The sequence below is a fragment of the Metabacillus dongyingensis genome (genome assembly GCF_019933155.2).
GTDB lineage: Bacteria > Bacillota > Bacilli > Bacillales > Bacillaceae > Bacillus_P > Bacillus_P dongyingensis.
Genome location: NZ_CP082944.1, coordinates 4,713,033 through 4,728,843 on the forward strand (window position 1 = coordinate 4,713,033; position 15,811 = coordinate 4,728,843).

The 15,811-nt window shown below is 37.9% G+C and carries 12 protein-coding genes and 1 pseudogene; 2 read left to right on the plus strand and 11 right to left on the minus strand.

From position 1 onward, the window contains the following. Positions 1-8 precede the first annotated feature (8 nt). The 11 genes and pseudogenes from K8L98_RS23310 to K8L98_RS23365 all read right to left on the minus strand — a co-directional run bounded on the left by K8L98_RS23310 (position 9) and on the right by K8L98_RS23365 (position 12,506). Positions 9-911, minus strand: coding sequence for a fumarylacetoacetate hydrolase family protein (locus K8L98_RS23310; protein ID WP_223438519.1), 903 nt, complete (start codon positions 909-911; stop codon positions 9-11). A gap of 38 nt (positions 912-949) precedes the next feature. After that, entirely contained in the window at positions 950-1,723 is a 774-nt protein-coding gene (locus K8L98_RS23315) for an SDR family NAD(P)-dependent oxidoreductase (RefSeq protein WP_223438520.1), read from the minus strand. 22 nt (positions 1,724-1,745) lie between these two features. Beyond that, positions 1,746-2,540, minus strand: coding sequence for an SDR family NAD(P)-dependent oxidoreductase (locus tag K8L98_RS23320; RefSeq protein WP_223438522.1), 795 nt, complete (start codon positions 2,538-2,540; stop codon positions 1,746-1,748). Between the two features lie 21 nt (positions 2,541-2,561). Next, the gene (locus K8L98_RS23325) at positions 2,562-3,722 is read right to left on the minus strand and encodes a UxaA family hydrolase (protein WP_223438525.1); all 1,161 of its coding nucleotides are present in this window, start codon (positions 3,720-3,722) and stop codon (positions 2,562-2,564) included. Positions 3,723-4,161: 439 nt separating this feature from the next. Next, a pseudogene (locus K8L98_RS23335) lies at positions 4,162-5,457 on the minus strand (glycoside hydrolase family 125 protein); the annotation flags it as partial. A 139-nt stretch (positions 5,458-5,596) separates the two neighbouring features. After that, on the minus strand, positions 5,597-6,889 hold the full coding sequence (locus K8L98_RS23340; RefSeq protein ID WP_223438526.1) for an alpha-L-fucosidase: 1,293 nt from the start codon (positions 6,887-6,889) through the stop codon (positions 5,597-5,599). Between the two features lie 69 nt (positions 6,890-6,958). Next, a complete protein-coding gene (locus tag K8L98_RS23345; protein WP_223438528.1) occupies positions 6,959-8,017 on the minus strand; it encodes a Gfo/Idh/MocA family protein in 1,059 nt (352 codons plus the stop codon). A gap of 23 nt (positions 8,018-8,040) precedes the next feature. Continuing rightward, entirely contained in the window at positions 8,041-8,898 is an 858-nt protein-coding gene (locus K8L98_RS23350) for a sugar phosphate isomerase/epimerase family protein (protein ID WP_223438530.1), read from the minus strand. A 118-nt stretch (positions 8,899-9,016) separates the two neighbouring features. Next, positions 9,017-10,600 (minus strand): type 2 periplasmic-binding domain-containing protein, encoded by a 1,584-nt coding sequence (locus tag K8L98_RS23355; protein ID WP_223438532.1) that lies wholly within the window; start codon positions 10,598-10,600, stop codon positions 9,017-9,019. 90 nt (positions 10,601-10,690) lie between these two features. Further along, positions 10,691-11,578, minus strand: a complete 888-nt coding sequence (locus K8L98_RS23360) for a carbohydrate ABC transporter permease (RefSeq protein ID WP_223438534.1) — start codon at positions 11,576-11,578, stop codon at positions 10,691-10,693. Between the two features lie 16 nt (positions 11,579-11,594). Continuing rightward, complete coding sequence (locus K8L98_RS23365) at positions 11,595-12,506, minus strand: ABC transporter permease (protein WP_223443723.1); 912 nt, start codon at positions 12,504-12,506, stop codon at positions 11,595-11,597. Positions 12,507-12,904: 398 nt separating this feature from the next. Here K8L98_RS23365 and K8L98_RS23370 point away from each other — a divergent pair, with 398 nt between their 5' ends. Then, positions 12,905-13,522 (plus strand): YesL family protein, encoded by a 618-nt coding sequence (locus tag K8L98_RS23370; protein WP_223438536.1) that lies wholly within the window; start codon positions 12,905-12,907, stop codon positions 13,520-13,522. 13 nt (positions 13,523-13,535) lie between these two features. Beyond that, positions 13,536-15,755, plus strand: a complete 2,220-nt coding sequence (locus tag K8L98_RS23375; RefSeq protein WP_223438538.1) for a helix-turn-helix domain-containing protein — start codon at positions 13,536-13,538, stop codon at positions 15,753-15,755. The last annotated feature ends 56 nt before the right edge of the window (positions 15,756-15,811 follow it).

The following is a 15,811-nucleotide window of genomic DNA, read 5'->3' on the forward strand; positions in this document are numbered from 1 at the left end:
CCTCCACTTCAAACTAATTGTTCTTCAATAAAAGAATTGGTCAACGTGCCCAAATGTTCAATATCTGCTGACACTACATCACCTGGTTTTAGATATACTTGCTTATCAGAGGATTTCCCTAATACTACTCCCTCAGGAGTACCCGTCAGAATGATATCTCCTGGGTAAAGAGTCATATGCTGTGAGATATAACTGATAATCTCATCAACATGGAAGATCATATCAGATGTGCTTGAGTTCTGCCTCAGTTCTCCATTAACATAAGTTTTCATCCGCAGATTGTTGGGATCACTAATTTCATCTGCCGTGACTAAATACGGACCTATTGGACTGAAATCATCGCAGCTTTTTCCTAACAGCCATTGAGGGGTTTTTAATTGAAGGTCTCGCGCTGACAAATCGTTTGCCGTGCAATATCCGAAAACATGGCTTAACGCTTTTTCTTTAGTCACATACTTTGCTGTTTTTCCAATTACTACCCCAAGCTCAACTTCATAATCTAATTGATCAGTAACTTTCGGGATAGCAATTGGCTGTTTATGACCTGTTAACGTATTGCTGAATTTGTTGAATAAGATCGGAACTTCCGGATAAGGAGCATTTGTTTCATCCGCATGCCTTCGATAATTTAAACCCACACAGACAATCTTATTTGGCCGGGTAACACATGGTCCAAAATGCAGTTCATGCTCTTTAATCATATAAGAATAATTATTTGACTCTAAAAGGCTGTTCACAAAATGACTTAACGAAGATAAAGTATCTGTATCGGATGATATAACATCCATTATATTAGTTGGGATGTCTTTGACTGGTTCTTCAGTTAATGCAGCTTCCAAATCAATGACTCCCTCTTCAGTAAGAATGCCTAATGTTTCTTTTCCTTCTTTTATAAATGTGAGAAACTTCAAAAGACAACCTCCTTTTACAAGAATATTCAAATTATTTTTTAAGCATCTTTCCCAAAAACCACTCCGCCATCAATATAAAGGGGGGACCCCATCATAAACTTCGATTCATCTGATGCCAGGTAAAGCGCAGCAAAAGCAACATCCTCAGGCTTGCCTAATCCTCCGCTTAATTGACGTGTTTTTATTTTCTCAATGGCTTCCTCTGGATCAGCATAGGACTCTTTTAAATAAGTTTCTACAAATGGAGTTAAGATTGTACCAGGCAAGAGCGCATTAACACGGATATTATAAGGAGCATAATCAACTTGCATCGACTTCGTCAGTGCTAAAACTGCTCCTTTCGAAGCAGAATAAGATGCTCGATTGCCTAACCCAATTTCTGCTATGCATGATGACATATTTATAATGGATCCCTTTTTTTGATCCATCATATAAGGCAATACAAATTTGCTAGGGAGCATAACCCCATTGATATTTACGCGAATTGTTTGATCCCATTCGTTTAGGTTGGTTTCGTGAAGTTTTCCGACACCGCTAATTCCAGCATTATTAAAAAGAACATCGATTCGTTTATATTTATTTATTGCTTCTTCAACCATAGTTTTCACGGAAATGGGATTTGTTACATCAGCTTGTAAAAAAAATGCATCTCCTCCAAATTCAATAATTTCTGATACAGTTTTACCGCCTTTTACTGAATCCAGGTCATTTACAACGACTGACGCACCTTCTCTTGCAAATAATAATGCCGAAGACTTCCCAATGCCAGAACCTGCCCCGGTTATGAGAACTACCTTATCTCTCAATCTCATAATACGCTAAACTCCTTTGCTATTAATGTTCCAGGCGGTCTTCTGGCTGAGCTGCTTTTACTGTTAAACCGCCATCGACCATTAATAAATGGCCATTGATTTGATCGGCTTCATTTGAAGCCAGAAAAACAACGGCATCTCCTATTTGCCTTGCTGTTCCCAAACGCTTCATTGGATTTGCCTCTGTTTCCTTTTGTCTGATCTCTGGATCAGATAGAAAGTCCGTGCACATATCTGTATCCACAGTGCTTGGGCCGACAGCATTCACATTAATGTTATACCTCCCCAGTTCAATGGCCAGCCCCTTAGTCAACATATGCCCTGCTGCTTTTGAGGCTTGATAATGCGGTATGACAGGGCTTGTTACCATTAAGCTTGCTGTGGATAAAATATTAATGATTTTCCCGCTCCTCTTTGGAATCATTCTCCTGGCTGCTGATTGAGAAGTGAGATAGATTGCCTTCACATTTGTATTAAAGGTTCGGTCCCAAGTATCTTCGGAGAGCTGCATAAACGATTCAAAAGGAGCAATTCCGGCATTGTTAACTAGAATATCTATTTCCCCTAGTGATTCTTCAACTAATGCTACCATTTCTTCCACATCGTTTTTCTTGCCTGCATCGGCTTTAATTACAATTGCTTTTCTTCCAATTGCTTCTACTCTTTTTTTCACATCGTTTGCTTGAATGCGTGAACGTTCAGAGTTAAAATTAATGGCGATGTTTGCCCCTTCTTCTGCTAACCTAATAACAATCGCTTCACCTATTCCCCTGCTTCCGCCAGTAACCAAAGCAACCTTATCCAGTAATCTATTCATCTCCTTTAATCCCTCCCTGTCCTACAAACTGATGCCTATACGGCTAATGCTGAATTCTTGATGCCCAAGAATCTCGGCTTTTGTCAAATGACCTGAAGAAACGTTTACTATTTCGTTGAATAATCGTTTTCCAGCTAGATCTAGATTTTCTTTTCCTGTTAATACTGTACTGACATCAACATCAATATTATCTGACATTCTTCTTGCCATCTCTTCATTACCAGAGATTTTTATCACTGGTACAATTGGGTTGCCAGTAGGTGTTCCACGCCCAGTAGTAAAGCAAACTAATTGAATTCCAGCTGCTGCCATACCTGAAACACATTCAATATCATTCCCCGGAGAGTCCATAAAATAAAATCCTTTTCCAGGTATTTCACTTGCATAATCTACTACCCCCTGCAATGGAGCTGTCCCTGCTTTGCTTATACACCCTAAGGATTTTTCCTCTATGCTGGACAATCCACCTTCAATATTTCCTGGACTGGGGTTGCCGCCGCGCATATCTACACCCATTCTATTAATTTCTTCTTCAAACCGGGCGATTGATTGATAGAGTTTGTTTTTAACGTCATTGTTCACTGCTTTTTCTGCTAAAATATGTTCAGCTCCTATTATTTCAGTGGTTTCCCCCATCACAATGCTTCCGCCTTCTTGAATAATAAGATCCGATGCTCTTCCAAGTACTGGGTTACTGCACAAGCCTGATGTTGCATCAGATCCTCCGCATTTAACTCCTACTATGAGCTCTGATAATGGAATATCCACCAATGGGGTGTTTTTAATCTCATTTATTAACTGATCTGCTATTTCTATTCCTTTATGAATTGTATTTACAGATCCGCCTTCTTCCTGAATATCGATCCAAACAACTGGTTTTCCGGTTTCTGCAATTTCTTTTTGAATTTGTTTCGCATCCATCACTTCGCAGCCAAGGCTGACTAATAGAACAGCTCCAACATTGGGGTTTCTTCCCATGCCTACAAGGACCTTATGTGTTCGATCTTTGTCTTCGCCTACTTGGCTGCAGCCATGCTGATGAGGGATGGCAATTGACCCTGGGATCTGCTGTTGAATTTTTGTTACAACTTGATTTGCACATACTACTGTGGGCATTAGCAGCAAATGATTTCTTATGCCGCTCTTTCCGTTCGGACGACGGTATCCTTTAATGGCTGCCATTGATATTCTCCTTTAAATTTGATTGATCTCCTCTGCCGCGAATGCCTATTAAATTATGTACATGAACATGTTCCCCGTCTTCTATATCAGCTGTTGCCCGTCCAATAACTTCCCCATATTTTATGATTTCTTCACCTTCTATAATTTTCCGCAGGGCAAGTTTATGTCCAAATGGAGCAGCCTGTCTAGCCCTTAAAGTTTGAGGCTGACCGTCTATATCCATACTGAATGTAAGCAATTCATTTTTGTCTGCTCTTTTAAGCAGAGTGATAACGTTATCATTTTCATTCATGACAATACATGATATTTGAGATCCCTTTAATTGATTTACCGAATCCATGAAATAATTCCCCCCTGAGAGCAATGAATTTCCAGTCTCATTTTTATAATTCAAATATAGATCAATTGTATAACTTTCTTTATTCTTGATAGAAAGATGTAACGGACTCCCTTTCACCACTTTTCCACAAAGACTAAGAACAAATTCACTGAACATAGAATTGGACCAGGAAAACCATTCTCTCGTGTACTTTTCAGGCATATCTGCATGAAAACCTTCATGCATAAAACCCGTATTTCCATCTGTGGAAGTTAGTATCTTAAGAATATTCAACTTTTCTTCATATGAAACAGCAGTCATCCCTTGAATGGACAATGCAATAGGCCAGACATACTGTCCAGGAGTATGGGGACTTCCAATTCCTCTAGCCTTTACCCCTTCATAGTAATAGGGATTTTCCCGACTCAGTATATAGCTGCGCGTTTTTAGATAAGTTTCGTCCCTAAAACCTGTGTAACCAAGATAGGGGATAGATAATAAACTTGGAACATTTGCATCATCCATAAGGTTAAATCGCCCGAGCCCATCTGTTTCATAAGCATAAATAGAATCAAATACTGGATGATTAAAGACAGCATACTTTTCAATCCCTGTGTTAATTTCATCAGCAAGCTGCTCACAGGCTCGCTTCAGCTCCATATCCTTTATTACTTCGCCACATATCTCTGCAGCGTATTTTAATACAACAACTGCAAACATATTTGACGGCACCAAAAATCCGTATAAACAAGCGTCATCACTTGGTCTGAAGCCGCTCCAAGTCATTCCCGTCTTCGCTGTTTTCGATCCCTTTCCATCACGTATTAGTGTGTCATAATAACGGTTGGTCTCTCTAATAAATGAATATGGGGAGTTATTTTCATGATCCTGTTCTGCCGTCCATACATTTAGAATCTTTTTCAATGCTTCAACAAATAAATGATCAAAGTGCTCCACTCTGCCTGTAGACTTCCAAAATAGGTAAGAGAGCTGAATAGGATAGCAGAGGGAATCAATTTCATATTTTCTCTCCCAAATTTCGGGAAGCATTTCTGTTTGATCAGTCTGATGCCCTTTTCCATTTGCAGATTCGTTAAAGGCATTGGCGTAAGGATCTATATTAATGAACTGCAATTGACGTCTAATCACCCCTTCGATCATCTCAGCAATATTTTCGTCTTCTTCTGCTGCCATTAGATAAGGGCGCACCTGTGCTGCAGAGTCACGAAGCCACATAGCAGGAATATCACTAGTGATGACAAATGTTGTCCCATCCTTCTGAGACTTTAAAGTTGTTTCATACGTATTAACAAAGCATTGTTCAAACATCGTTTGCAGTTTTGCATCCTCAGGAAACGTTTCTTTAACAAGTGCAATTAACCTGTTTAGTGATGCTGGAATGACTTTATTTTTCATAAATGATTCCCCCCTTGCATCCTAGTGTGATAATTTCATAGGGTCATATCTTTTCCTCAGCAATGGTTTGAAACATAAACCATTGCTAGTCCCAATGTGAATGGGAAATAATATGAGCCTTCTGTGGTTTCAAGTCCTCTTATTTTAATTTGATCTCAATGACTGGAACTAAAACATCGGGTTTAATAACCGGGATTTCAAGAACCACTTCTCCATCTTCAACTACCGGTACGTTATGGTGGTGTATATCAGACTCCATATATTCATAGAATTTCACTTCGGAATGATCATGTAAAAATTGAACATATTCTATTTTTCCTGCCAGTTCGCTTAGATGGATTGTCCTGAATGGCCAAGAAAAAATATGAAGATAAATAGTTTGATCTTTTTGGGTTAATCGGCAATCTGGAGGAGAAGGAAACTCACTTTCCCCTGCACCATATATGGATGACTCATGATACTTCATCCATTCTGAAATTCTTTCCATAATTTCCATCGATTTTAAATCCCATTCTCCTCTGGCGGTTGGACCTATATTCAATAAAAGATTTCCATTTTTAGATACAGTATCGATCAGCATCTTTATGACCATTTCTGGCGACTTCCAATGAAGTTCATCCCGGTCATATCCCCAGCTTCCATTCAAGGTTTGACAGGCTTCCCACACGATATCTAAGCCGTCTTTTTTTATGGACCGTTTAGGCTGATATTGCTCGGGTGTATAAACACCCCGATTCAGATCCAGCCGATTATTTAAAATGATATGCGGCTGCAGTTTAAGAATTAATGCTTCAAGCTCCTCAGCCTTCCAATCTTTTGCCCCTTTGCCTTTGGACCAGTCCCAGTCCCTGTCCGGATAGGAAAAATCAAACCATAGATAATCGATTTTCCCATAAGACGTTAACAATTCATGAACTTGTTGATGCAGATATTGCACATACTGGTCAAACTCTCTTTTTTTAGCCTTTTCTTCTTCGTTTTCACGAAGTGAATGCAAGCCATCAATCGTAAACTCAGGGTGATGCCAGTCGATGAGGGAATGATAGAACCCTATTTTTATTCCTTCCGCTCTGAACGCATCTGCAAACTCTCTTACAATATCTTTTCCATAGGGTGAATTTGTAACTTTATAGTCCGTTGCGTCTGAGTCCCACATGGCAAATCCTTCATGGTGTTTTGTTGTGAGAACAGCATATTTCATGCCTGCCTTTTTTGCATTTACAGCCCATTCCCTCGCGTTAAAAAGGTCGGGATTAAATCGATCCATGTATTTTTTGTATTGCTCTGGGTGTATTTTCTCTTTCGTCATCACCCATTCATGTCTTGCAGGCAATGCATACAATCCCCAATGAATAAACAGACCAAATCGATCCTCTATAAACCACTGAAAATCTCCGTAATGATCTGGCCAGTCATATACGCGTTCCGTCATAAACTCCACTCCTTCTTATTCCAAATACAATGCCCGCAGGCGGGATGTCATCTCTCATAAAGCAGATTGTTAAAAGGTTACCTCTATGCCTTTTTCACTGGATTCATAGATTCCGCAAAGAATCTTCATTATCTCTACTCCATCCTGTACAGGACTAATCGGCTCTTTATTTTCAAGCACGCATTCAACAAAATGATTGATTTCTGAATGAAAAGCTTCTGTAAAGTTAAAGGTTGCATGATTGATTTGAGGCGTAATATTAAGGATCGTATTGTTTTTCTCAGATATGATTTCTAAGGAAGGCTCTATTTCTGCTCCACCTTTATCCCCATAAATTTTTATTGTTGTCTCATCTTTTTTAGCATGCAGGGTGAAGCTTGAATCTACAAAAAGAGTAGCCCCATTTTCAAAGCGAATAAGAGCATTTGCCATATCTTCTACATTATTTTTTGTCGCGTCATAATCTGCAGCTTTATAAAAAGAGAGATTCTTAACATTTGAACGATTCCCTAATAAATCATAAGTGTTGCCTGAAATAGATTTGACCTTTGGGCGGCCCATTAAATACCAGCATAAATCTATTACGTGGACACCAATATCTATTAGTGGACCACCGCCGGAACGCTCCTTATCAGAAAACCATCCTCCCGGGTTTCCCAAACGGCGAATACTTGAAGCTTTTGCATAATAAATCACGCCGAGTTCTCCAGCTTCAATAAACGTTTTTAAAATTTGGGTATTGCTTGCAAACCTTCTTACAAATCCGACTTGAAGAATTTTCCCGCTTTTTTTGACTGCATCTTCAATTTCAAGAGCTTTTTCAACACTTGTGGTTAATGGTTTTTCAACTAAAACATGTTTTCCGGCATTCAGCGCTGCAATGGCAATTTCAGCATGTGTATTATTCCATGTGCATATACTGACAGCTTGTATTTCTCTGTCTTCTAATAGTTTTGTATAGTCCGTATAGTATTTTTCTGCATTGTATTTTTCTGCTGTTGTTTTTGCTCTTTCTTCGTTTAGATCGCACACAGCGTAAAGTTCTGCACACTCATGCATTGAAAAACTGCCTAAATGCATTTCTGCAATTGAACCCGCACCAATAACCCCTATTTTAAGTTTCCTCATTGATAATCCCTCCGATTTAAAATCTACTTCCATAACCTTTTAATATTGTTCAAACCAATTTCAATGGCCTTGAGGCAATCTTCCATGCCTTCAAATTCAAGTGAAATGTACCCGTCATACCCAAAAGATTTGAGAACTTGAATAATTCCTGAAATATCCAAATCACCTTGTCCTGCAATTGCACCTCTTAAAAAGTTTCCAGCACTTGTCTGGAAAAATCCTTCCCCGGGGAATTGAGTATGCGGACGGATATAAAAATCTTTAAAATGGACCATTGATGCTAAAGGAATCGTGCGTTTTACTGCAGATAATGGATCTTCATCCACACATAGAAAATTACCAATATCCAGAGTTGTTCTAAAGTTTTTTCTATCAACCGAGTGGACAATCTGTCTAATCCGGTCTGCATGCTGAACATGAAAACCATGATTTTCGATGCTGGTAATAATTCCATACTGTGCAGCATAGTCAGCAATTTCTCTGCAAGCCTTGATAATAATCGGCAAATCCTTCACAAACCGTTCAATAGAAGTATTTTCTTTTTCTCTTGATGCAATATCATGGCGCATTCGCTTTACTCCAAGAGCATGTGCTATGTCAACCTGCATTTTCAGCTGTTCTATTTCTTGATTAAATTGAGCTTCATCTTTGTCAACGAAATTGGCGCCTACTGCATAATTAGAGATCTCAATCCCTGCTTCTTTTGCTTTTTCTACAATATCGCTAATCAATGCGCTATTATCACTTAGCGTAAAACCAATTGGGACGATTTCGATATGTTCTCCGCCATGTTCTTTAAGCCAATCAATCGCATCTAAAATGTTCATATTTCCTGATCGAAGTGCGGAATAAAAACTGTAAGAACTTACACCTAGTTTCATAGATAACCTCCATAGTATGAATGGGAAATGAGAAACAATTGAGATCAAGTATTTTTTATGTAAACCAAATAATAGTAAGGCTTCATCCCCTTAATGAATGGGAATGAAGCCAGACCTTTTATTTCTCTTCTTTATACCGGTCGTATGCTTTCTGATAGATTTTAACCAATTTATCCACGCCCATTTTATCAATGGTTTTGATGTATTCGCCCCACTTCGAAATTGGCTCTTGTCCTGTGATAAACTTAGCTTCCATTTGCTCTACATAAGCTTCAAGATCAGCATTGATAGCAGCAACTTCTTTTAGCTCCTCAGGAGTTAGAAAAACCTGCGGCATTGCTACTTGTCCAACTGGTTTGATTTTATTTTTTGTTTCAGCCACAACAAATGGATCATATTCATTTCCTTCGTATACAATTGGAGAATCTAAATGAGCCCATGTAGGAACATTTATCCCATAGTTTGGTGTTAAAGTTCCTTTGTAATCTTCAATCGATGTTCCATCTTCACGAGGTATTTGTCTTCTTAGATTCTTATCCTTATCTGCCCACTCCCAAATATCTCCTTCATCCAGAATGCTCAGGAACTCGTTTCCTTCCTTGGAATAAGAATAGTCCACCCAGCGCATAGAAGCTTCAGGGTTTTTATTGACATTCGTAATGGCAAACTGTCCGACACTTTGTCCGGGGCTAATGGCAATAACAGGTTTATCAGCACCCTTACCGGTAACAGGCTGCATCATAGGGTTTGTTGTACCATTTGGCATACCAAGAAAATCTCCAGGCGCCCAGTTTGCAAACAATCCGACGCGATTAGCTTTTCCTTTTGCCCCCTTTTGGTCCCAAGACTGAGAGAATACTTCATTATCCAGTAACTCTTCTTTATAAAGCTTATTCATAAATTCCAGGTAATTCTTAAACCCTGGCTGAGCTGCTCCATACTTCACTTCGCCGTCATAGGTGCCTACTCCAATTGACACAACACCAAAGAATCCCATAAACCATTGATTAATATCCCACATCTCAGCTGCAGTTAGCGGAATTTCATCTTGTTTTCCATTTCCATTAGGATCTTCTGTTTTAATTCGTACTAATAAGTCGTACAATTCCTCACTTGTTTTAGGCAGTTCTTTCACATTTAAAGCTTTTAAAAATGAGCCATTATACCACATAGGATGAATATTCCACTGCAAGGTTCTATCTACAGTCGGCAGAGCATAAATGTGACCATCCAGGGCAGTTATACTTTTCTTTACGTCCGGATACTCTTTAAACATCGCTTGTATATTTGGAGCATACTTTTCAATTAAGTCATCTAATGGAACTAACAATTTCTGTTCGCTGTATTTTATAATTTCACTGTTCGTCAAGGAAGCGCCATAAAATATATCAGGAAGTTCATTACTGGCAAATAAGAGATTCTTTTGTGTTTCAAAACTATCATTGGGAGGCGTATCAAACTCAAAATGAATATTTGTTTTCTTCTCCATCATTTTAAAATATTTCATATCTTCCCACTTCGCTCGGCCAACATTGGGGCCAAACATAGATAATGTAACTTTCTCATCAACAATCGGAAAACCTTCGCTGTTAATCTCTGCACTTTTGCCTTTTTCAGAACTTGCTTCCTGATTGTTTGAACATGCAGAGAGCATACCTGCCAATAGAATTGAAATCATTGGTAAAGCTAATCTTTTCTTCACAGTAATCCCCCTCATAATAATTAGATAGTAGTCTTGAACTTACCGCCGCTTTTTCTATCAGCATTCGCTGCCTCCAAAAAAAGCAGGCATTTATCCTTTAACAGAACCAATCATCACACCTTTGACAAAGAAACGCTGCATAAACGGATAGATGATGATAATTGGCAAAGTTGCTACAATGATGACGGCATATTTCACAATATCCGCAATTTCAGCTTTTCGCTGCAAGGCCTCAGCAGTCGCCCCAGACATATCTGCACTCATTTCCTGTAAGACAAGGATTTGCCTTAAGACCAATTGTAAAGGATATAAATCCTGATCTCTTAAGTAAATAAGCGCTCCGAAATAACTATTCCAATGTCCTACTCCGTAAAACAAGGCCATTACAGCAATAATAGGAGCTGATAGTGGAAGAATGATCTTGAGAAACAAATTGAAGTTACTGCATCCATCGATTTTTGCCGCTTCTTCCAATTCATTTGGGATTGACGTTTGGAAAAAAGTGCGGCAAACAATAATATTCCAGACTGAAGCTGCACCAGGAAGGATTAAAGCCCACATAGAATCCATTAACCCAAGACTTTTCACAATAATATAGGTTGGAATCAGGCCTCCGCTGATAAACATAGTGACAAGCATCATTCCCATGATAAAGCCTCGGCCAACAAAATCTTTCCTGGCTAACGCATAGGCAGCAGGGATTGTCACCATCAGATTAACTGCTGTTCCTACTGCTGTGTAGATGATGGTATTTTTATAGCCAAGCCAGATTTGCTCGTTTTGAAAGACACGTTCATATCCTTCAAATGTCAGGTTGATAGGGAGAAGCCACATCTCCCCTGAGTTCACAAATTTCGGATCACTAACAGACGCACTGATAATGTAGATTAGCGGATACACTACGATGATAAGTGCCAGTGATAGGTAGAAGTAGCATAAAAGCTTAAAAAATCTGTCAGCAGCTGTATCTTTAATCATTCCAACACCCCTCTTTTTACCATAAGCTTGTCTCCGATTTTTTCCGGGCAATTTGGTTAACAATTATGAGCAAGGCTGCATTAATGACGGAATTGAATAATCCGACCGCAGCACCGAAGCTATATTGACCTTCTAAAAGACCGACACGATAGACAAAGGTAGATATGATATCAGATGCTTCCATATTCAAAGGATTTTGAAGAAGCAGCACTTTTTCAAACCCTACTGATAATAAGCTTCCTGCATCCAGAATAAACAGAATAACCATTGTTGGAACTAGAGCCGGAATATTGATATTCCAAATCCTTTGCCATCTTGATGCACCATCTACAATGGCTGCTTCGTGCAGCTGCTGGTCAACGCCGGCTAATGCCGCTAAATAAATGATGGTTCCCCAACCAGCGTTTTGCCAAATTCCCGACATTACATAAACAGTCGAAAACCATTTAGGATCTGTCAGAAACGGAATAGGTTCCATCCCCAGCATCTCGATAAGATTATTAATCATTCCTGTTGTTGGAGATAAAAATGTAATAATCATCCCAGACATAATAACAATAGAAATGAAATGAGGTGCGTATGTGACGGTTTGAACTGTTTTCTTAAACATGCCATCACGTATTTCATTCAGCGCAAGTGCTAGAATAATAGGAATGGGAAAGCCTACAATCAGGCTATATACACTGATTTCGATCGTATTTTTAATCAGGTCCCAGAAATAATAGGATTCAAAAAATCTCTTGAAATGTTCAAATCCTACCCAGGGGCTCCCCCAAATACCTTGTACTGGATAATAATCCTTAAATGCGATTTGTATGCCATACATCGGCATGTAGTGAAAAAGGATCAAGTACGTTACTAAAGGAAGTACAAAAAGATACAATTGCCAATTCTCTCTGACATTTTTCTTGGTTTTCTTTCGCTGTATTCTTTTAAACTCCTGATCTTCCTTCTTTTTTCTAAACTTGATAATTTTACTGGCAGGCTTTAAAGTTTCAGCAGATGCACCCTCATTCTTCTTATTAAGAACACCCAAGAATTCCCCTCCCTTTATTTGATATTTTTTCTGTTTTCATTTTTTCACAATTTTGAATACGGGGTAAATATGTCATATATTTTCGTTATGTAAGCGCTTAAAAATAGTGGAAATCCAAATAAATAATCGTTTTTACACATTCACGTTAAATTCTACATATGCCGGTTTCATAAAGACTCTATTTAAAAATCTGCGGTTTATTGTTATCCTTATGATAGATTTTATTTAGAATTTTCAATCTTGTTAACGCTTTCTTAATCAGAAATAATTTCGAACGGTGGTGATAGTTAATGGGGTCTAACACTTTGATTGGAAAATTCTACACTCTGGCAGAATGGATATTAAAGGCTATGTATCTGCATTTGCTGTGGATCATTTTTACTTTAGCAGGAGGAATTGTATTAGGGGTTATGCCTTCATCTACAGCTGTCTTTTCAATCATTAGGAAGTGGCTTCAAGGGGAGACAGATTTGAAAACCTTCCCTTTTTTCCTGTCCGTTTATAAATCAAGCTGGAAAACGACAAATTTGGCAGGCTTAATATTTTTATGTTTAAGCACTGTACTGCTGGTTGATCTGCAGCTGAATGAACTTACTATTAAATCTGCTCTTATCCATTTACCTCTTCTGCTGTTTGGTTTGTTATTAAGCAGCACCATGATCTTATTCTTTCCTGTCTATGTGCACTATGATTTAAAAATCTTTCAGCATATTAAGCAGGCATTTATCCTATCACTGGCACAGCCATTGTGTGTAATGGCCATTTTATTATGGATCGTAACAGCGTATATCCTTTCGCTGTATATCCCTATTATCTTTTTATTCATGGGGATCTCTGTTGTAACTCTTCCAATAATGTGGTTTTCCCTGCATTCCTTTAACAAATTAGAAGCAAAATCAATGAATTAAAAGGGGTGTTGCTATGAAAAAGATGACTTCGAGATTATTGCTGCAATACATCTTTTCTTATTTAATTATATTTTTTGTTCCATTTTCTGTAATGGCCCTCATTTTATATCACAATTCTGTTTCCAGTATAAGAGAAGAAATTGAACTGTCAAATTTGCATAATTTAAATCATGTGAAAAACCTGACAGATAATCGCATGCAGGAGCTTAGTAAGATCGGAACTCTTATATCATATGATCCAAATCTTACACCTTATATGATAAAGATGAAGGAAAATCACCCTGAGGCAAAAAAAAGCCTGGATAAATATAAAGAAAACAGTTCTATCATAACGGACCTTTATCTCTACTATAATGATCAGGATCATATTTACTCTTCTGAAGGACTAATGTCAACAAATACATTCATAGAATACAAGACAACCTATACGGAAATGAAGACATTTTTGATGGATATAGAGTCCTCAACCTACCCTTTTATAAGCAATAATCTGAAATTATCCAACAATACAACCGCCTATATTTATCCGCTTCCCTCAGGAGCTGTAAAGCAATACGGCAGTGTCATATTTAAACTGAAAGACTCTTTCTTTAAAGACATGATTAACAATATTCTTGGTACATACGAGGGGAAAGTTTTTATTTTAGATCATAATAATAAAGTAATTGCGACCAACAATAGGTATTCCGAAACCATCGATTTAAACCAGATTGAAAAGATCGCTTCTTCAAAAAAATCATTTATTGGCGAACTTAAAATTGATGGAAACTCCTATTCTATTTCATCCGTAAACTCAGAAAGAAGTAACTGGTCATTTGTTGCAGCCATACCTACTGAGCAATTTTATGGAAAAGTATCAAAATTCAGCACGTTTATATGGCTGATTATACTTGGGATCGCAACCGCGGCTTCAATTCTTGCCATCATGCTGGGCTTATACCAATATCGTCCGATCAAAAAAATAATTGAATTTATTAAAAATAAAGATGAAAGCTTACAATTTTCGAGTAATAACGAACTGGATACCGTACGCAGCACTTTAGAAAACATTTATCTCAATCAGGAACAGTTAAATAAAATCGTATTGCACCAGGAGCCACTCGTACGTGATCAATGCCTAATGATGCTTTTGCAAGGACAGATGGATAAATATATGCAGTCAGAAGGCTTATTGGAATCGCTGAACATTCAAATTGATGGTCCCTATTCATTTGTATTTACGACAGAATTAACAAGCAGGCAGCTAAGCACCATAGATATGAAGAAACTTGAGCTTTCTTCCAGCAGTTTAATAAAAGAGGTAACTATTTTTAGTGTTGAATTAATCAATAATAAGACTATGGTTTATGTGGCCAATGGAAATTCTGATAATCCTTCTGTTAAAGAAAGACTTATTAATGAATTTCAAAGAATCCTAATGAAGCACAATCCCAATCCCAAAATTGGTGTAGGTGAAACGTATAAAGGAATTAATCACATAAATCGTTCTTTTATTGAAGCATCAGCAGCCTTGGAATTCGCAAAATTAAGCGAGAAAAGAGATATCATTGCATTTACAGAAATAGATGAACTCAATGAAAAAATGTGGATCCCAAAAGAATACCTTTTAAAATTGTCGATGAGCTATAAACAGGGGGATGCTGAAATTGCATCTGAAACAATCATAACTTTGTTTAACTGGCTTCGAGACAACAGTTCATCTATTCATTTACTAAAAGGGATGACCTATGACGTAGTAAACACAATCACTAAAACAGTGAATGACATGAATGTACCGTGTAATTTCGGCAAAATCTATCAATTGATAGAAAGACAGTCATTTATCGAGATTGAAAAAAACTTAATTGAAATGACAATTGATATCTGTGCAGAAATTTCAAAAACAAAAGAATCTCAAAAAAACCAATTAGAGCAAAATATTCTCGATTATCTTTCAAACCACTACGCTGAGTACGAATTAAGCCTAGAAGGAATGGCAGAGCAATTTGGCTTATCAAGCTCTTATCTGAGCCGTTTTATAAAAGAACAGACAGGAACAACTTTTTCACAGTATGTATGGAACTTACGGACAGACGAAGTAAAGAAACAACTGCTTCAGACTAATTCTTCCATCAAAAAAATTATATCTGAGGTAGGATATATTGATGTACCGAACTTTATCAGGAAATTCAAAAACTCTGAAGGTATTACACCTGGGCAGTTCAGAAAATTATATACAAAAACCACGGAATAACACAGGGACAGTCAAACTAACACAAGAAGCCTTTTCCTGAATGGGGAAAGGCTTCT